The following is a 17,912-nucleotide window of genomic DNA, read 5'->3' as shown; positions in this document are numbered from 1 at the left end:
CGTCCTAGTAGTTTGGGAGACCAGTTCTCTAGGAGGTCCGACGATGGATGCCGAGCAGATCGCGGCCGGGCGTGACCGGTGGCAGCAGCGGTACGACGCCGCGCGGAAGCGGGAGGCGGATTTCACCACGCTGTCCGGCACCGAGGTCGAGCCGGTCTACGGGCCGCCCGAGGGCGTCGCCGACCCGCGGATGGAGCGGATCGGCTGGCCGGGGGAGTTCCCGTTCACTCGCGGGCTGTACGCGACCGGCTACCGCGGCCGGACCTGGACGATCCGGCAGTTCGCCGGATTCGGGAACGCCGAGCAGACCAACGAGCGGTACCGGATGATCCTGAACGGCGGTGGCGGCGGCCTGTCGGTCGCGTTCGACATGCCGACGCTGATGGGACGCGACTCCGACGACCCGAAGTCGCTCGGTGAGGTCGGCCACTGCGGCGTCGCGATCGACTCCGCCGCCGACATGGACCGGCTGTTCAAGGACATCCCGCTCACCGACGTCACCACCTCCATGACGATCTCCGGCCCGGCCGTGCCCGCCTTCTGCATGTACCTGGTCGCCGCCGAGCGCCAGGGCGCCGACATCACCAAGCTCAACGGCACCCTGCAGACCGACATCTTCAAGGAGTACATCGCGCAGAAGGAGTGGCTGTTCCCGCCCGAGCCACACCTGCGCCTGATCGGCGACCTGATGGAGTACTGCGCCACCACGATCCCGGCGTACAAGCCGCTCAGCGTCTCCGGGTACCACATCCGCGAGGCCGGCTCGACGGCCGGGCAGGAGCTGGCGTACACGCTCGCCGACGGCTTCGGGTACGTCGAGCTCGGGCTGTCCCGCGGGCTCGACGTCGACGTGTTCGCGCCCGGCCTGTCGTTCTTCTTCGACAGCCACCTGGACTTCTTCGAGGAGATCGCCAAGTTCCGCGCCGCCCGCCGGATCTGGGCCCGCTGGCTGCGCGACGAGTACGGCGCGAAGACCGACAAGGCGCAGTGGCTGCGGTTCCACACCCAGACCGCGGGCGTGTCGCTGACCGCGCAGCAGCCGTACAACAACGTCGTACGGACGGCTGTCGAGGCGCTGGCCGCCGTCCTCGGGGGCACGAACTCGCTGCACACCAACGCGCTCGACGAGACGCTCGCGCTGCCGTCGGAGGAGTCGGCCGAGATCGCGCTGCGGACCCAGTCGGTGCTGATGGAGGAGGTCGGCGTCACGAACGTCGCCGACCCGCTCGGCGGCTCCTGGTACGTCGAGGCGCTGACCGACCGGATCGAGGCCGAGGCCGAGCAGATCTTCGCCCGGATCAAGGAGATGAGCCCGGACGAGTCGATGACCGGCGGCATCCTGCGCGGCATCGAGGACGGCTGGTTCATGGCCGAGATCGCCGACGCCGCGTTCGAGTACCAGCAGAAACTCGAGAAGGGCGAGAAGAAGATCGTCGGCGTGAACACGCTGACCGACACCGTCTCCGGGGACCTGGAGATCCTCCGGGTGTCGCACGAGGTCGAGGTCGAGCAGTGCCGGGTGCTGGCCGAACGCAAGTCCCACCGCGAGGAGGACCGGGTACGTCGTACGCTGTCGGCTCTGGTGGAGGCGGCCAGCGGCACTGGCAACCTGATCGAGCCCATGCTGGAGGCGGTGCGTGCGGAGGCCACGATGGGGGAAATCTGTCACGTTCTTCGGGAACAGTGGGGAGAGTACCGAGAGCCCGCCCGGTTCTGATCCGCCGCCACCGCCCGGGAAGTCCACGGGTGTCGCCGGCGCGATCGGGCCGCCCGACGGGCGCCGGGTCGTGGTCTGCGGCTCGGACCGCACGATGCTGCGGGTGGTCACCGAGCTGGTGAGCTCGGGCGAGCGGGTGACCGCGATCGTCAACCCCGCGTCGCGGCACTACGACCGGATCGGCGAGCTCGGCGCGACCGTGATGGGCGCCCGGGTGATCAGCGAGTCACTGCTCCGGCGAGCCGGCGTCGACGCGGCCGACGACGGTACGCCGTCCACCGCGCGGGCTCTGGTCCTGCTGGACACCGACGACGTCCACAACGTGCACACCGCGCTGACCGCCCGCGACATGGATCCGGAGCTGCGGATCGTCGTACAGATGGTGAACCCGCGGCTCGGCAAGCAGATGAACAGCCTGCTCGGGGACTGCGTGGTGATCAACGGGCCGTCGCTGGCCGCGCCCGCGTTCGTCTCGGACGCGCTCGAGGACGACGAACTGACCTGGCTCGAGCTCGGCGGCCGGCGGCTCGTGGTGGGGCAGGCCGACCTGATCCGGGAACCGCACCTGACCGTGCTCGCGGACACCACGTCGTCCGCGACACCCGACCTGCTGCCGCTGTCGAGCTCCGATCCCGAGGGTGACATCGTGCTCGGTACCGGAGTGCGGGAGGTGTGGCGCAGTCGCGACGTCCGGCCGGCCGGCTGGCTGATGGCGATGCGGGACATCCTCGACAGCCGGGTCCGCAAGATCGCCGCGCTGATGGCGTTGCTGATCGCGATCGGGACCGGCGTGATCCATTTCTTCGGCGACATCGAGTGGTGGCGGGCGCTGTACCTCGCGGCCGGCGTGGTGACCTCGGCCGGGATCGACGACGACAAGTTCAACGATGCGCAGCCGTGGGTGAAGGTGTCCGCGGTGATGGTGCAGCTGACCGGAATCGTGCTGATGGCGTTGCTGACCGCGGTCGTGGTCGACTCCCTGATCGGGGCGCGGCTGTCGCGGATCATCGGCGGGGTGCGCGGCCGGCCGCGGAACCACGTCGTGGTGTGCGGCCTCGGTACGGTCGGTGCTCGGGTGCTCGAGATCCTCACCGAGCGCGGCGTCGCGGTGGTCGGCGTGGACATGGACGAGGACGCGCCCGGCATCCAGGTCGCGCACCGGTTGCGGATCCCGGTCGTGATCGGGGACAGCAGCAACGAGGAGACGCTGCGGTCGGCCGGCGTCCAGCGCTGCCAGTCGGTGCTCGCGATCACCGACGGCGACATCACCAACCTGGAATCGGCGATGGTGGTCCGGGACCTGAACCCCGAGGCCCGGATCACGATGCGGATGTTCGACCACGACCTGGCGCAGCGGGTCGAGCGGCGGCTGGGCCTCGGCCACAGCCGGTCGGTGTCGATGCTGGTCGCGCCGGCGGTCGCCGCCGCGGTGGCGAACCGGCGCAGTCAGGTGACGGTGCCGGCCGGTCGCCGCGTGCTGCTGCTGACGGAGGTGACGGTCGAGGCCGGGTCGGTCGCGGGTGGGCTGCGGCTCGGTGAACTGGACGAGGCGGGCGGCCTGCGGGTGCTGGCCCGGCAGGATGTCGGAGGCGCCTGGGACTGGAGCCCGAAGCCCGACAGGGAGCTGCAGGCAGGGGACCGGGTGGCGGTCGCGGGCACGCGGAGCGGGCTGGCGCGGCTACTGATGGCGACCCGGGGGCAGCGCGGTTCGGTAGCGTCGTAGAGGATGGACCTGTGAACGTACGGAGTGCGCACGGAATGCGAGGACAGTGGTGAGCCAGTCCAACTTCTCCCGTCCCGGGGCGATCGACCTGTCGTCCCTCCGCAAGCCGGCCGGTGCGCCGGCCGGTCCGGGCGCGCCCGCGGGCGGTGGCCAGGGCGGTGGCGCCGCGGGCGCTTACGTGCTGAACGTGACCGAGGCGAACTTCCAGGCCGATGTGATCGAGCGGTCCATCCAGGCCCCGGTCGTGGTCGAGCTGTGGTCACCGCGAGCGCCGGGCGCGACCGAGCTCGGCGCGGTGCTGGCCAAGCTGTCGACCGAGTACGCCGGGAAGTTCCTGCTGGCCCGGATCGACGTCGACGCCAGCCCGCAGGTCGCCCAGGCGTTCGGCGTGCAGTCGGTGCCGGTCGTGATCGCCATCCTGCGGGGTCAGCCGGTCCCGCTGTTCCAGGGCGTCCTCGGCGAGCCCGAGGTCCGGCAGTACCTTGACCAGCTGCTCACCGTGGCGGTTGCCAACGGCATTACCGGGCGGGCCGACCCGGTCGGCGGTCCGGCGCCCGAGCCCGTCGAGGAGGACGCGCCGAACCCGCGGTACGAGAAGGCCGAGAACGCTGTCGGCGCGGGCGATCTCGACGGCGCGATCGCGGCGTACGAGGAGCTGCTGAAGGAGACGCCGGGCGACGCCGAGGCGAAGTCCGGGCTGGCCCGGGTGCAGCTGGTGAAGCGTACGCAGGACGTCCCGGCCGACATCCGGACCCGCGCGGCCGACGACCCGACCGACGTCGAGGCGCAGTTGCTGGTCGCCGACGTCGACCTGATGGGCGGGCACGTGGACGACGCGTTCGCGCGCCTGATCAGCACGGTCCAGGCGACCTCCGGGGACGAGCGGAACGCGGTCCGGCTGCACCTGCTGGAGCTGTTCGACGTCGTCGGCGCGGACGACGACCGGGTGATGAAGGCCCGCCGCCGGCTGATGTCCGCGCTGTTCTAACCGTTCAAGATCGGGTCAGTGGTCAGAGTTTCGGAGACCCGGGCCAGGAGGTTGCGGAGGGTTTCCGCCTCCGTCTCTGTGAAAGCCGCCGCCAGTCGACGTTCGACGGCGGCGGCTCTTTCGTCCGCCTGATCGAGAGCCTTGCGTCCGGTCGCGGTCGGACGCGTCTCGATCACGTGCCGGTGCAGTGGATGTGGTGTGCGCTCGATCAGGCCGGCCGCCTCCAAGTTGCGCAGAATCGTCGTCATCGTCTGCGGCGTGACCAGGCACCGGCGCGCCAGTTCGGCGGCCGAGATCCCCGGCTGTTCGTCGAGCACGAACAGAGCGGCGTACTGCGGAACGGTCAGCCCGGCCGGTTTCACGGCGGCCGCCTTCGCCGCCTGAAGTTCCTGCTCCACCCGCTTGAGATGACTACCGAGCCGCTCGTCGAAGGACATCCGCATAGGAACCATCGTACGAACTGCGCTTGCAATATATGCATTGACGACCATCAGACCTCTGATTAGTCTCTGTGTTCGTATCCATCAGAGAGAGGTTCTCCATGAAGTTCCGTCCACTCGGTGCGGCGCTGCTGACGCTGACCGCTCCACTGGCAACCATCACCGCTACCACCGCCACCACCATCACCGCCACCGCCGCGCCCGTCCTCGTCGAGGCGCCGGCGGCGCGGGCAGTTGCGCCGCTTCCGGAGCGGATCGACGGCTCGACCGCCGATCGGTATCCGGAGGGGATCGCCTGGGATCCGACCCGGCGTGCGTTCCTCGTCGGCTCGTTGGCGACCGGGCGGATCTCCGTGGTCGGCCGCGACGGCGTACCGCACCCGTTCGGCGTCGCGCCTGGCGTCTCCACCTTCGGGTTGCATGTCGACGCCGCCCGCAACCGGGTGCTCGTCACCTACGCCGACATCGGCAACGGCGAGCGATCCTCCGACGCCACCACCTACAAACAGTCCGGCATCGCGATCTACAACCTGCGGACCGGCCGTCTCCAGCGACGGATCGACCTGAACACCCCGCGCCTGAACCCGGCCGGCGGCCGCCACGGCGTGAACGACCTGGCAATCGATGCCGCAGGCAACGCCTACGTCACCGACCCCGCATCCGACGCGATCTACCAGGTCACCCCGTCCGGCGCAGCCTCCGTCTTCGTCCGCGACGACCGCCTGCGCAGCGACACGATCGGGGCTAACGGCATCGTCTGGAACCCGGCCGGCTACCTGCTGACGGTCCGCTACGACACCGGCACGCTGTTCCGGATCTCGTCACGCGGCGAACTGAGTGTCACTGGTCTGGCCGGTGCGCTGGTGGGCGGAGATGGCTTGGCGGTGGCCCGCGACGGTCGGCTGATCGCGATCACCAACAAGCTGGGCGCGGCAGGCGTCGAGCAGATGACCCTCCTGACCAGCCGCGACAACTACCGGACCGCGCAGGTCCAGTCGGTCGAACCATGGCCGGTCTCCGGTCCGACCACGGCAGCGGTCACGCCCTACGGCACCTACGTGCTGAGCGGGCGGATCGACGTACTGCTCGCCGGCGGGCAGTCGGACGAGTTCACGATCCGGCGGGCGAGTCACTGAGCTGGCCGGAATCGGTCAGTGTGAATTCTTGCAATTGTGTCTGAAGTACTCTGAGAATTCTTTACATGAGCGTTGTCGAGTCACCGCCGCCGAGTCTCGAGGCGCGCATCAACGGCCTGCTGCCGGCGCTCAGCCCGGCGCAGGCCCGGATCGCGGCCGAGGTACTCCGGGATCCGGTGGCGGTCGCCTCGTCGACCATCGGCCAGCTGGCGGCCCGCTGCGGGACGTCGCTGCCGAGCGTCACCCGGTTCTGCCTCGCGCTCGGACTGTCCGGGTACGCCGAGCTTCGCCTCGCGCTCGCGGCGGAGGCCGGCCGGACCAGTCCGAGCTGGGAACGTGGGACCGGCTCCGAGGTCGGTCCGGACGACTCGCTGGACGACGTACTGCGGACCCTCTTGCGCGCCGACACCCGCGCGCTCGAGGACACTGTCGCGGCGCTCGACGTGCACGCGCTCGGCCGGGCGGTGGCGGCCATCTCGGACGCGCGCCGGATCGACCTGTACGCCGTGGCGGGATCGGCCGCGGTGGCTGAGGACCTACGGTTGCGGCTGCATCGGATCGGGCGCGGCGCCAGTACGTGGAGCGACGTGCACACGGCGCTCGCCAGCTCGGCGCTGCTCGGGACCGGGGACGTCGCGGTCGGGATCTCGCACAGCGGCGAGACGATCGAGGTCCTGGAGCCGCTGGCGCGAGCCGGGCGGCAAGGTGCGACGACTGTTGCCATCACCAACTATCCGCGGTCGCCGTTGGCGCAGGCGACGGACATCGTGCTGGTCACCTCGGCTCGCGACGTCACGTTCCGGACCGGGGGACTGTCCGGGCGGCACGCCCAGATGATCGTGCTGGACGCGCTCTACCTCGGCGTCGCGCAACGCGACTACCCGCTGGCCGAACAAGCCTTCGACGCCACCGCCGACGCGGTCGCCGACCACCGCCGCCGCTCCTGAAGCCCTGCCGTCACACGTTTCCATACACGTTTCCGCACACGTTTCTGCCACTCCGTTCGACCGCCTTCCGAAGGAGCATCATGCAGAGTCCGCACCAATCCCTCGGCCCGTCCCGTCGCGCCCTCCTGCTCGGCGCCGGCGCCACCGCCCTCACCGCAGCCTCCGCCACGACCGCCTCCGCCACGACCGCCTCCGCCACGACCGCCTCCGCCTTGACCGGTTCGACCGCGGGAGCAGTCGCGCAGGCCGCCGTACCGTCGCCTGATCAATTGCCGCTGACGGGCGGAACGGAGTTTCCGATCGGGCTGTTCTGGCCGCCGCACCCGTTCGCGAGTACGGCCGAGCGATTCACGGAGATCAAGGACGCCGGCTTCGACTTCGTCATCTCCGGCAACTACGCCGGTGACGGCAACATCTTCCAGTACCAGCTCGGCCTCGCCCGCGACGCCGGTCTGCAGATGCTGATCTCCGACGACATCCAGATCCGCAACATGTCCCGCTGGTTCTCGATCTCCGACACCACGACGGATTTCCTCAGCGTGACCCCGGCGGAGGCCCGCGAGCTGTACACCCGGGCGCGCAACGCCTACGGGCCGTACTCCTCCCTCGCCGGCTTCAACTTCTACGACGAGCCGGGAGCCGGCTGGTTCGCGACGCTGGCGAAGGCCTTGGCGATCTCCCGGGAGCTGGCACCGCAACTGTTGCCGTACATCAACCTGCTTCCGTCCGACGACGCGTCGTACTACCGCAACTTCGTCGACGTGGTGCGACCGTCGCTGATCTCGTTCGACCGGTACCCGCTGCTGTCCGAGGGTCGCGAGGACACGAACTACTTCCACAACTGGGCGATCGTCCGCGACGCCGCGCTGCACGGCGACATCCCGTCCTGGGTGTTCATCCAGACGCTTGCCTACAACAACCATCGGGAGCCGACGCCGGCCGAGCTGCTGTGGCAGATCAACATCAGCCTCGCGTACGGCGCGAAGGGCATCCAGTACTTCACGTACTGGACCCCGGAGGCCGCGCGCGGCGAGGGCTTCGGCCCGGCGCTGATCACGGTCGACGGCCTGCGCACCTCGCGGTACTACGCCGCGCAGCAGATCAACACCACCTGGCTGCATCCGGTCGGCCGTGAACTCAAGCCACTCGTCTCCGAAACCGTCGAACACGCCAACGAATCACCGTTGCCGAACGGGGCCGTCGGGTTCACGCCGACCAACCTGGTCTCGGGTGTCACCGGCAGCCCGGTCGTCGTCGGCACGTTCCGCTCACGCGACGCTGCATCGGGCGACCGCTGGCTGCTGGTCACCAACCGCTCCCACAGCGACCGAGCCCGCGCGGTGGTTTCTCTGAACGAGTCGACCGTAGGTTCCGTCGGTCTCTTCCAGCCGGCGCGCCAGAAGTACACCTCCCAGCGCGTCGGCCCGGTACAGATCTCGCTGGCCCCGGGCGCGGCAACCCTCCTGAAGCTGACCACCAGGTAGCCAAGCCGACGGCAGGTGGTTGGTGCGGGTCAGGTGGTTCGGCCGGTGTAGATGCCCAAGGTGCGGAAGCGGAGGGCTGGGGCCGCGTACTCCTCGAGGGCGTGGGCGGTCCAGCCGATCATGCGGGCGAGGGCGAACAGGGCGTCGCCGGCGTCCGGACGGAAGTCGTAGGCGTGCATGATCGCGGCGATCGCGAGGTCGCTGTTCGGGAGCTTCGGGGTGCGCTCGGCGAGCGCCGCGATCGTGTCGACGACGGGGTGGTCGCCGAGGAGCTCCAGCAGTACGTCGGCGCGCGGGTCGTGCTGCTGGTAGATCTTGTGGCCGAAACCCGGGACGGGTTCGCCGGAACGTAGTTGGTCCGAGAGCGCTGTGAGCGGGTCGTCCATCGCTCGGGCGAGGAACTCGTACGCGAGAGTCGGTGCGGCCCCGTGGTACTGCCCGTCGAGTGCGCCGAGCCCGGCGGAGATGACGGCGTACAGGTTGGCTCGGGCGCTCGCGGCGACGCGGGCGGCGACGGTGGACACCGCGAGGCCGTGGTCGGCGAGGAGGATGAGGGTGGCGTCGAGGAGCTCCGGGCGGGGCTCGTGGTCGGACAGCTTCGGCCAGAGCCGGCCGCCCAGGGTGGTACGGGCGGCCGTGGGCCCTGGGAGTGCGGCGACCAGGGTTTCGATCAAGGTGCCGGCCGCCGCGGTCACCGCCGGTGTCGACAGGTCGAACCGCAACGGATCGGCCGCCCCCAGCACCGCGACCGCCACCCGCAACCGATCCGTCAACCGAGCCCCGTCCGGCACCACCTCCATAGCCCGCCGGGCCAACAGCACCCCCTCCCGCCCGACCACGAACCCGTCGACCGCCTCGGGCTGCCCCGGCTGGCCGGATGGGATTGGCTGGCCGGTCCAGAGGAAGTGGGCTACTTGTTCGACGGTGGCGGTGGTGGCCAGGGAACGGGCGGGGTGGCCCCGGTAGTAGAGCTCGTCGTCTTGCAGGAGGGTCAGTTGGGACTCGATGCGTTCGACGACGCCGGAGTGTTCGACTGAGCGGCTGGCCAGGCGTTCGACCTCGCCGGCGGCGAACAGGCTGCCGCGGCGACCGCGGGCGCGGACGCTGGTGAGCATGCCGCGGCTGACGTACGCGTAGACCGTCTCGGGTTTCACCTGGAGCCGGCGCGCCACCTCGGCGGTCGTCAGGTAATTCTCGTCACCTTCGGCCGTCATCCCCGCTCCTCGCACGTTTCATGTTGACTGGATCAATATTGACAATACTTGATTGCCTGTCAACGCTGAAGATATGTCAACAACGATCAATGTTCCGCCGGGCCTGCGCAATGTCGTCGTCACCGAGACAACCCTCGGCGACGTCCGGGGTGACGAGGGGTTCTACCACTACCGGCAGTACTCGGCGATCGATCTCGCCAAGTCCAGGACACTCGAAGACGTCTGGTACCTGATGTTCGAGGGTCACCTCCCGAGCCCCGCCGAGCGCGATCGGTTCGTCGCCGAACTGGCGCCTTTGCGCGTGCTGCCGGACGAGGTCCGTGCCGTACTGCCGGCGATCGCCACCGCAGGAGAAACGTTCAACCCGCTCGCCGGTCTCCGCACCGCTCTGTCGCTGCTCGCCGCAGTGCGCGGTCTCCCGCCGCTCTGGGACGCCGACCCGGCCCGCCGTAAGGCCGACGCGATGCTGGTCTGCGCGGTCACCCCGACGATCCTCGCCGCGCTCTACCGGCTCCGCGAAGGACAAGAGCCACTGGAGCCGCGCGCCGACCTGACGGCGGCCCAGAACTGGCTCTACCTCGTCACCGGCACCGAGCCGTCCGCCGTGCACGCGACCGCGATCGAGCACTACCTGGTCTCGACGGTCGACCACGGCTTCAACGCGTCCACGTTCACCGCGCGCGTCATCGCCTCCACCGGAGCCGACGTGGTCGCTGCCGTCGCGGGCGCGATCGGTGCGTTCTCCGGCCCGCTGCACGGCGGCGCCCCGGATCGCGCCCTCGCCAGCCTCGACGAGATCGGTACGCCGGACCGCATCGACGACTGGGTCCGCGCGAAGGTCTCGGCCGGCGATCGGATCATGGGCTTCGGTCACGCGGTGTACCGCACCGAGGACCCGCGCTCGCTGATGCTCCGCGACATCGCCCGCGGGATCGGCGGCGACCTGGTCGACTTCGCCACCACGGTAGAGCAGCGCATCGTCGACGTCCTCGCGGAGCTGAAGCCGGGCCGCAACCTGTACGCGAACGTCGAGTTCTACGCCGGTGTGGTGATGGAGCTGTGCGGTATCCCGCGCGCGATGTTCACCCCGACCTTCGCCGTCAGCCGCATCATCGGCTGGTCCGCCAACGTCCTCGAACAGGCCACCGACCCGAAGATCATCCGCCCGATCGCGACGTACGTCGGCCCTCAGCCCCCGGCCCCCATCCCCTGATCCCCACCGCCGCACCCGCCGTCTCGCGGGTTGTCCCCTGAGTTGGAGGGTTGTCCCCTGAGTTGGAGGGTTGCCCCCTGCATTGGAGGGTTGCCCTCCGAAATTCCGAGGGGGCAACCCTTCAGCTCGCGGGTCAACCGCTGAAGTGCATGACGCCGTCGGTGACTGGCGTCAGACGGAGGCGCAGCAGGTCCCGGGGATAGTTCTGCCGAAGCCGCCAAGGGCCCTGGGTTCCTTGGCGGGGAAGGATGGCCGCGGCCCGGCGGATGTACCCCGAGGACAGATCGACGACCGGCCGCGGCGGGGCGTCGTACTCTGCCGGGTCGACCTGGGGAGTGCAGATCCGGGTGCCGGTGGCGGAAAGGTGGTTCAGCAACCGGCAGACGTACTGCGAGGTGAGGTCGGACCGCAGTGTCCAGGAGTTGTTGGTGTAACCAATGCACCACGCCAGGTTGGGTACGCCGCTGAGCATCATGCCCTGGTAGACGAACGTGTCGTGCGGCGCGACCGGCCGCCCGTCGACGGTGAGCTGGATGTTGCCTAGCGCAACCATGCGGAGGCCGGTCGCGGTGACCACCAGGTCGGCCTCCAGTTCCCGCCCGGAACGCAGCCGTAGACCTGTCGGCGTGAATCGCTCGATCTCGTCGGTGACCACCGAGGCCGACCCGTTCCGCAGCGCCTTGAACAGGTCGGCGTCCGGCACTAGGCAGAGCCGCTGGTCCCACGGCTTGTACTTCGGTGTGAAGTGCGGATCGACCGGGATCGACTCGGGCAGCTGCTTGGCCACCCCGGCGTTCAGCAGCCAGGCCGCATGCGCGGGCCAGCGCCGGAACGCGCTGTAGATCGCCGAGCTCAGCACGACGTTCTTACCGCGGATCACCCGGTGCGCGAGCTTCTCCGGCAGTACGGCGCGGATGCGGTCGGACATCGCGTCATGGGCCGGGCGGGAGGCGACGTAGCTCGGGGACCGCTGCAGCATCGTCACGTGTTCCGCCGTACCGGCCATGGCGGGGACGAGCGTCACCGCGGTCGCACCGCTGCCGATCACGACCACGCGCTGACCTGCGTAGTCCAGGTCGGCAGGCCAGTGCTGCGGATGCACGACCCGCCCCTGGAACTCGCTCTGGTCGTCGAAGTCGACCACGTGGCCCGAGTCGTAGTCGTAGTACCCGCTGCACACGTAGAAGAACGAGCAGGTGTACGTCGCTTCCGCCGTCTCCACCGTCCACAGTGCGTCGGCGGTCGACCACGAGGCGCGGACGACGCGCTGCCCGTAGCGGATGTGCTTGTCGATCCCGTACGCCGCCGCCGTCTCGTGCAGGTAGTCGAGGATCGACGGTCCGTCCGCGATCGCCTTCGCCGCCTTCCACGGGTGGAACGGGAAGCCGAGCGTGAACATGTCGGAGTCCGACCGCACCCCTGGGTACCGGAACAGGTCCCAGGTGCCGCCGAGCGTGTCACGCGCCTCCAGTACGGCGTACGTGCGGTCCGGGCAGCGGGTCTGCAGGCGGTACGCCGCCCCGATCCCGGACAGGCCCGCGCCGACGATCAGGACGTCGAAGTGCTCCATAGCGGCCACGGTACTCAACAGTAAGGAAGATTCTCACCCGGCGTTGTCGATTCCGTGTCGCGGCATTCGTCAGCAAGATGTCCATGAAGAACGACGACGTACGCAGTACGCGAGGGGAGCCTGAGATGGCGCAGTACATGTTCCTGCTGTTCGACAGCGAGGAGTGGTACGACAAGCTGACGCGGGACGAGTGGCAGCAGGCGATGAAGCTGCACGGTGAGTTCGCGGCAGCGGTGGAGAAGGCCGGGGCGCGGATCCTCGGTGGCGAGGCGCTCGAGCGGTCGAGTACGGCGAGCACGGTCAAGCAGCGTGAGGGCGCGGAGCCGCTGGTCACCGACGGGCCGTTCATCGAGACCCGGGAGGCGCTCGGTGGGTTCTACGTCATCGAGGCCCGTGACCTGGACCAGGCGCTGGAGCTGGCGAAGATCTGCCCGTCCGGCAACGTCGAGGTGCGCCCGGTGATGGACACGTCACCCGAAGCGGCGCCGGCCTGATCATGAGGCGCGGCCTGGGTACGCCGGTGCTCCCGGCGTACCCATGGGCCTGGCGTGCACGGGTCTGGCGTGCACGGATCTGGGGGGAGAGGTGAAGGTGGAAGCGGTGCAGGTGACCCGGGAGCTGGCCCGGGTGCACCGGGAGAGCTGGTCGACGGTGCTCGCGTCGGTGGTCCGGCTGACGCGCGACCTGGACCTCGCCGAGGACTGCACGCAGGACGCTTTCGTGCAGGCGCTGCGCACCTGGCCGGAGGGGATCCCGGACAACCCCGGGGGCTGGCTGACGACGGTCGCGCGGCGGCTGGCGCTGGATCGGCTGCGGCGCGAGACCAACCTGCGGCGGAAGCTGCCGCTGCTGGTGGAGGAGCCTGGCGAGGTCGAGCAGCCGACGGATCCGTTGCGGCTGGTCTTCACCTGCTGTCACCCCGCGCTGGCGCGGGAGTCGCAGGTGGCGTTGACGCTGCGGCTGATCTGCGGACTGACCACGCGTGAGGTCGCGGCGGTGCTGCTGATCAGCGAGCCGACGGCGGCCGCGCGGATCACCCGCGCGAAGAAGAAGATCGCCGCGGCGGGGATCCCCTACCGGATCCCGGCGGATCACGAGCTGCCCGCCCGGATGGACGTCGTGCTGACCGTCGTCCACCTGGTCTACACGGCCGGGTACGTCGCGGCGGGGGCGGAGCTGACCCGGTCCGATCTGACCGGGAGGGCGATCGAGCTGTCGCGGATGCTGGTGCGGTTGATGCCCGACGAGCCGGAACCGCAGGCGCTGCTCGGCCTGCTGCTGATGACCGAGGCGCGCGGTGATGCGCGGGTCAGCGCGGACGGCGAGCTGGTGCTGCTCGCCGACCAGGACCGGTCGCGGTGGGATGTCCAGTTGCTGGCGGAAGGGGTGTCGCGGGCGACCGCCGCGCTGCAGCAGGGCCACGGCCGTTTCGCCTTACAGGCAGCGGTCGCGGGCCTGCACGTGACCGCGCCGTCGTGGGAGCAGACGGACTGGCGCCAGGTGGTCCGGATGTACGACGCGATGATGGTGAGCTGGCCGACTCCGATCGTCGCGCTGAACCGAGCGGCCGCGCACAGCCTGGTCCCGGGTGCGGATCTGGAAGCGGTCCTCGCCGAGCTCGAGGCCCTCGGCAAGGAATCCGCGCTGGCCGGGTACGCCTACCTGCCGGCGACGCGCGCCGACGTACTCACCCGGCTCGGCCGCACGCGACAGGCGGCCGAGGCCTATGAGCAGGCGATCGAGCAGACCGCCAACGAGACCGAGCGGCGGTTTCTGGCGAACCGGTTGGCTCAGGGCCGCGGCGCCCACAGCTGATCGGCGTCGCCGGCCTCGAGCCGGCCCCGGTACACGTCGATCTTGTGGTCGATCAGCTCCAGACTCTCGGAGAGTTCGGCGAGTTTCGAGAGGATCTCCGCCCGGTGTGTCTCGAGCAGTTCCAGGCGGTCCTTCTCGTTGCCGCGCCCGGCCAGCACGAGTTCGGCGTACTGCCGGATCGTGCGGATCGGCATCCCGGTGGCGCGGAACTTGGTGCAGATCTTGATCCAGTCCAGGTCCCGCTGCCGGTAGCGACGGCGCCCGCCGGCGGTCCGGTCGACGGTGGTGACGACCAGGCCGGCGCGCTCGTAGTACCGCAGGGTGTGGACACTGACGCCGGTGCGTTCGGCGGCTTCGGCGATACTGATCCCGCGTTCATTGACTTCGAGCACGCTCTAAATCCTAGCGTCGTACCCATGACCCTTCCAGCGCTCGAGGCCCCCGCCCGGACCCGCCCGTACGTCGTGCTCGCGATCTGCTGCGCCAGCATCCTCGTCTCGGTGATGGACATCTCGATCGTCACCATGGCCCTGCCCGCGATCCGGGACGGTCTCGGCGCCTCGACGGCCGGCCTGCAATGGACCGTCGACGCCTACACCCTGGTGCTCGCGAGTTTCCTGCTGCTCGCCGGCTCCACCGCGGACCGGTTCGGCCGGAAGAAGATGTTCCGGCTCGGCCTGATCGTGTTCGGGATCGGCTCGCTGCTGTGCAGTCTGGCGCCCGGCATCGGCTGGCTGATCGCCGCCCGCGCCGTGCAGGCGGTCGGCGGCACGATGCTCAACCCGGTCGCGATGGCGATCGTGGTGACGGTGTTCCCGGACCGCGCCGAACGCGCCCGGGCGATCGGCATCTTCGGCGCCACCGCCGGCCTGTCGCTGGTGCTCGGCCCGATCCTCGGCGGCGCGCTCGTCGACGGCCTCGGCTGGCGCTCGATCTTCTGGGTGAACCTGCCGATCGTCGTCCTCGCCGTGCTGTTCACCAGCCACTACGTGCCCGAATCCCGCGCCGACCACGGCCGTCGCTTCGACCCGATCGGCCAGCTCTTGGTGATCCTCGTCCTCGGTGGCGTCGTCTCGGCGATCATCGAGTCCGGGAAGCACGAGAAACTTATGGTCGCTACGCCGCTGGTGATCGCCGCCGTGTCAGCCGCCGCACTGATCGCCTACGAACGCCGCCGTACCGAACCGTTGCTCGAACTCCGGCTGTTCCGCAGCGTCCCGTTCAGCTCGGCGGTCCTGATCGCGATGGTCGCCTACAGCGGGTTCGGCGCGTTCCTCTTCGTCACCACGCTCTACCTGCAGAGCGTCCGCAACCTGTCCGCGCTGCACGCCGGCCTGTGTCTCCTCCCGATCGGTCTGCTGATCTGCGTGCTGTCGCCGGTGACCGGCCGTATCGTCGGCTCGCGCGGTCCGCGCACACCGCTCGTGATCGCGGGTACTGCGCTCACGCTCGGAGCAGTAGCCTCGCTCACCATCGGAGCAGCCACGCCACTTGCCGCCGTACTCGCGGTCTTCCTGCTGTTCGGCGTGTTCCTCGGCACGATCAATCCGCCGATCGCGAACTCGGCGGTCTCCGGCATGCCCGGTTCGATGGCCGGCCTGGCGGCCTCCCTTGCCTCGGTAGGCCGCCAGACCGGTACGTCACTCGGTATCGCGGTCGCCGGATCGGTCGTCGGCGCCACCGCGACGACCGATCCCCAGCGATTCGTCCGGGCCGAGCACGCGGTGTGGTGGCCGATGGTCGTGGTGGGGCTCGTAGTCGTGGCGCTTGCCCTGGTGAGTACGAGTCGGTGGGCTCGCCTTACCGTCCGGGAGGTGTGACCGGCAGACCGAAGTCCGTGACCAGGCTCGGCGTGCTGAACACGTGGATGTGCGTGATCCCGGTCGCGGTCGGCGTCAGTACGGCGACGCCGTACGGCTCGCCCTTGAGATAGGCGCCGACCGCCGGCTGGCCGTTGGCCACGACCGGGATCATCCTCCAGTCGCCAGGATCGCCGACCGCGGACGCCAGCAACTGCAGGCACAGCACGCGACCGTTGAACCAGGTCGTCGTACCGACCATCTCGATCGCGGCGTCAGCGCGCAAGGCGCGTTCGAGGGCGGCGGTGTCGGCGTTCTCGAAGCCGGTGATGTACTCCGCGAGCAGGGCCCGCGCCCGGGGATCGTCCGGTTCGACCAGCTCGTCCTGCGCGGGAGCCGTCTCGTCGAGGCGGGCACGCGCCCGCTGCAGCGTGCTCTTCACCGCGGCGACCGACGTGTCGAGCATCGTCGCGACCTCGGCCGCCGGGAACGCGAGCACCTCCCGCAGGATCAGTACGGCGCGCTGCTTCGCCGGCAGGTACTGCAACGCCGCGATCAGCGCCAGTCGCAGACTCTCCCGGCCCGCCACGATCGATGCGGGATCGGAAGTGATCAGCGGCTCGACCCAGCCGATGCCCTCCGGCGCCGGCGGGGGAGCAGCGGTCAGCTCCGCGCTCGGGGCGACGATCCCGGACGGCAACGCGCGCCGGCCGCGTTGCTCCAGCGCGGTCAGGCAGACGTTGGTCGCGATCCGGTACAGCCAGACCCGCACCGACGAGCGGCCCTCGAACTCCGGCCACGCCCGCCACGCCCGCAGATACGTCTCCTGTACGGCGTCCTCGGCCTCGTGCACCGACGCGAGCATCCGGTAGCAGTGCGCGAGCAGCTCCTTGCGGAACGGTTCGCTCGACTGGGCGAAGTCGCTCACCACTACTCCCTCGATCGTCACAGTCCCAGCACCTTCCGGGCCCAGACTGCCATCCGCTGGATCGCGTCGTCCGCCTCCGGCGCGCGACCCGCCGCCATCTGGAACGTGTGCTGCATCTCCGGGAACACGTCCAGCCGCACCTCGACCCCGGCCTTCTCCGCGGCGGCCGCGAGATCCTGCGCATCGCCCAGCAGTACTTCGTCCCCGCCGACCTGGATGTACAGCGGACCGAGCCCGCTCAGATCGCCGTACGACGGATTCACGAACGGGTCCCGCGGTGAGCCCTCCGAGCCGAGGAACACGAACGAGAGGCCACGCACCACGTCCCGGTCGAAGAAGGCGTCGCGCTCCCGATTGGCGTCGTACGACGCTCCGTTCGCCTCGAAATCCACCCATGGTGAGAACGGCATCGCGCCGGCCGGCAACGGTAGCCCGACCGAGGCGGCGCGGAGCTGGGTGGTGACCGCCATCCCGCCACCTGCGGAGTCGCCCGTGAACACGATGTGCTCGGGCGCGATGCCTTGGTCGAGCAGCCAGCGGTAGGTGTCCACCGCGTCGTCGATCTGCGCCGGATGGATCTGCTCGGGCGCCAGCGGGTAGTCGAACACCAGCGCCCGTACGCCGGCCGCGCGGGCCAGGTGGGCGAACATCTTGCGATGCGAGTACCTCGATCCGCTGATGTACCCGCCACCGTGCAGGCAGAGCAGCACCCGGTCCGTGGCGGCCTCGTGCGGCACGATCCAGAGCGCGGGACGTCCCGGCACCGCCAAGTAGTCCACGTCCGCGGGCTCGGCCGTCAGCTCGGCCCAGCGATGGTCCGCCTGCTCCCGATCGAGCTGCCCGTACGACGCCTTCGCCGCCGCCCAGTGCCGCCGGACCGCTGCTGACTCGTTGCTGGCCATGTCATTCCTTTCGTGGCTGTTTCGTGGCTGTTCTGT

The 17,912-nt window shown here is 69.7% G+C and carries 16 protein-coding genes; 10 read left to right on the top strand and 6 right to left on the bottom strand.

Features of this window, described 5'->3' with window-relative positions; all coding sequences use genetic code 11:
* The first annotated feature begins 43 nt into the window (after window positions 1-43).
* Genes ACFYRH_RS20975 through ACFYRH_RS20965 form a run of 3 tightly spaced genes read left to right on the top strand, consistent with a single transcriptional unit; the run spans window position 44 to window position 4,428 of the window.
* Entirely contained in the window at window positions 44-1,717 is a 1,674-nt protein-coding gene (locus ACFYRH_RS20975) for a methylmalonyl-CoA mutase (RefSeq protein ID WP_387777469.1), read from the top strand.
* A complete protein-coding gene (locus ACFYRH_RS20970) occupies window positions 1,638-3,440 on the top strand; it encodes an NAD-binding protein (protein WP_387777466.1) in 1,803 nt (600 codons plus the stop codon). The genes ACFYRH_RS20975 and ACFYRH_RS20970 overlap by 80 nt, the downstream gene beginning before the upstream one ends.
* Window positions 3,441-3,489: 49 nt before the next feature.
* Window positions 3,490-4,428, top strand: a complete 939-nt coding sequence (locus tag ACFYRH_RS20965) for a tetratricopeptide repeat protein (RefSeq protein WP_387777463.1) — start codon at window positions 3,490-3,492, stop codon at window positions 4,426-4,428.
* On the opposite strand, the gene ACFYRH_RS20960 is transcribed toward ACFYRH_RS20965, so the two are convergent.
* The gene (locus tag ACFYRH_RS20960) at window positions 4,425-4,871 is read right to left on the bottom strand and encodes a MarR family winged helix-turn-helix transcriptional regulator (protein WP_387777460.1); all 447 of its coding nucleotides are present in this window, start codon (window positions 4,869-4,871) and stop codon (window positions 4,425-4,427) included. The genes ACFYRH_RS20965 and ACFYRH_RS20960 overlap by 4 nt on opposite strands.
* A 98-nt stretch (window positions 4,872-4,969) precedes the next feature.
* Here ACFYRH_RS20960 and ACFYRH_RS20955 point away from each other — a divergent pair, with 98 nt between their 5' ends.
* From ACFYRH_RS20955 to ACFYRH_RS20945, 3 genes are all read left to right on the top strand, one after another.
* Window positions 4,970-6,004, top strand: a complete 1,035-nt coding sequence (locus ACFYRH_RS20955) for a hypothetical protein (RefSeq protein WP_387777457.1) — start codon at window positions 4,970-4,972, stop codon at window positions 6,002-6,004.
* 65 nt (window positions 6,005-6,069) lie between these two features.
* Window positions 6,070-6,951, top strand: coding sequence for a MurR/RpiR family transcriptional regulator (locus tag ACFYRH_RS20950; protein WP_387777454.1), 882 nt, complete (start codon window positions 6,070-6,072; stop codon window positions 6,949-6,951).
* A gap of 80 nt (window positions 6,952-7,031) precedes the next feature.
* Complete coding sequence (locus ACFYRH_RS20945; RefSeq protein ID WP_387777451.1) at window positions 7,032-8,435, top strand: hypothetical protein; 1,404 nt, start codon at window positions 7,032-7,034, stop codon at window positions 8,433-8,435.
* 29 nt (window positions 8,436-8,464) lie between these two features.
* Here ACFYRH_RS20945 and ACFYRH_RS20940 read toward each other — a convergent pair whose 3' ends face one another.
* Window positions 8,465-9,649 carry a citrate/2-methylcitrate synthase gene (locus ACFYRH_RS20940; protein WP_387777448.1) on the bottom strand — a complete coding sequence of 395 codons (1,185 nt, stop codon included), beginning with the start codon at window positions 9,647-9,649 and terminating at the stop codon, window positions 8,465-8,467.
* A 73-nt stretch (window positions 9,650-9,722) separates the two neighbouring features.
* On the opposite strand from ACFYRH_RS20940, the gene ACFYRH_RS20935 reads away from it, so the two are divergent.
* Entirely contained in the window at window positions 9,723-10,862 is a 1,140-nt protein-coding gene (locus ACFYRH_RS20935) for a citrate/2-methylcitrate synthase (protein ID WP_387777445.1), read from the top strand.
* A gap of 133 nt (window positions 10,863-10,995) precedes the next feature.
* Here ACFYRH_RS20935 and ACFYRH_RS20930 read toward each other — a convergent pair whose 3' ends face one another.
* Window positions 10,996-12,432 carry a flavin-containing monooxygenase gene (locus tag ACFYRH_RS20930; protein WP_387777442.1) on the bottom strand — a complete coding sequence of 479 codons (1,437 nt, stop codon included), beginning with the start codon at window positions 12,430-12,432 and terminating at the stop codon, window positions 10,996-10,998.
* A gap of 125 nt (window positions 12,433-12,557) precedes the next feature.
* On the opposite strand from ACFYRH_RS20930, the gene ACFYRH_RS20925 reads away from it, so the two are divergent.
* Window positions 12,558-12,926 carry a YciI family protein gene (locus tag ACFYRH_RS20925; RefSeq protein ID WP_387777439.1) on the top strand — a complete coding sequence of 123 codons (369 nt, stop codon included), beginning with the start codon at window positions 12,558-12,560 and terminating at the stop codon, window positions 12,924-12,926.
* Window positions 12,927-13,032: 106 nt separating this feature from the next.
* Window positions 13,033-14,247 (top strand): RNA polymerase sigma factor, encoded by a 1,215-nt coding sequence (locus ACFYRH_RS20920; RefSeq protein ID WP_387777436.1) that lies wholly within the window; start codon window positions 13,033-13,035, stop codon window positions 14,245-14,247.
* Here the strand turns inward: ACFYRH_RS20920 and ACFYRH_RS20915 are convergent.
* A complete protein-coding gene (locus ACFYRH_RS20915) occupies window positions 14,223-14,639 on the bottom strand; it encodes a MerR family transcriptional regulator (RefSeq protein ID WP_387777433.1) in 417 nt (138 codons plus the stop codon). The genes ACFYRH_RS20920 and ACFYRH_RS20915 overlap by 25 nt on opposite strands.
* A 24-nt stretch (window positions 14,640-14,663) precedes the next feature.
* Here ACFYRH_RS20915 and ACFYRH_RS20910 point away from each other — a divergent pair, with 24 nt between their 5' ends.
* Window positions 14,664-16,067 carry an MFS transporter gene (locus ACFYRH_RS20910; protein ID WP_387777430.1) on the top strand — a complete coding sequence of 468 codons (1,404 nt, stop codon included), beginning with the start codon at window positions 14,664-14,666 and terminating at the stop codon, window positions 16,065-16,067.
* Here the strand turns inward: ACFYRH_RS20910 and ACFYRH_RS20905 are convergent.
* On the bottom strand, window positions 16,048-16,974 hold the full coding sequence (locus ACFYRH_RS20905; protein WP_387777427.1) for an RNA polymerase subunit sigma-70: 927 nt from the start codon (window positions 16,972-16,974) through the stop codon (window positions 16,048-16,050). The genes ACFYRH_RS20910 and ACFYRH_RS20905 overlap by 20 nt on opposite strands.
* Window positions 16,975-16,991: 17 nt before the next feature.
* The gene (locus ACFYRH_RS20900; RefSeq protein ID WP_387777424.1) at window positions 16,992-17,876 is read right to left on the bottom strand and encodes an alpha/beta hydrolase; all 885 of its coding nucleotides are present in this window, start codon (window positions 17,874-17,876) and stop codon (window positions 16,992-16,994) included.
* Window positions 17,877-17,912: the final 36 nt, after the last annotated feature.

The sequence above is a fragment of the Kribbella sp. NPDC004875 genome, from assembly GCF_042873375.1.
Lineage (GTDB): Bacteria > Actinomycetota > Actinomycetes > Propionibacteriales > Kribbellaceae > Kribbella.
This window is presented reverse-complemented; position numbering and strand designations above follow the sequence as displayed.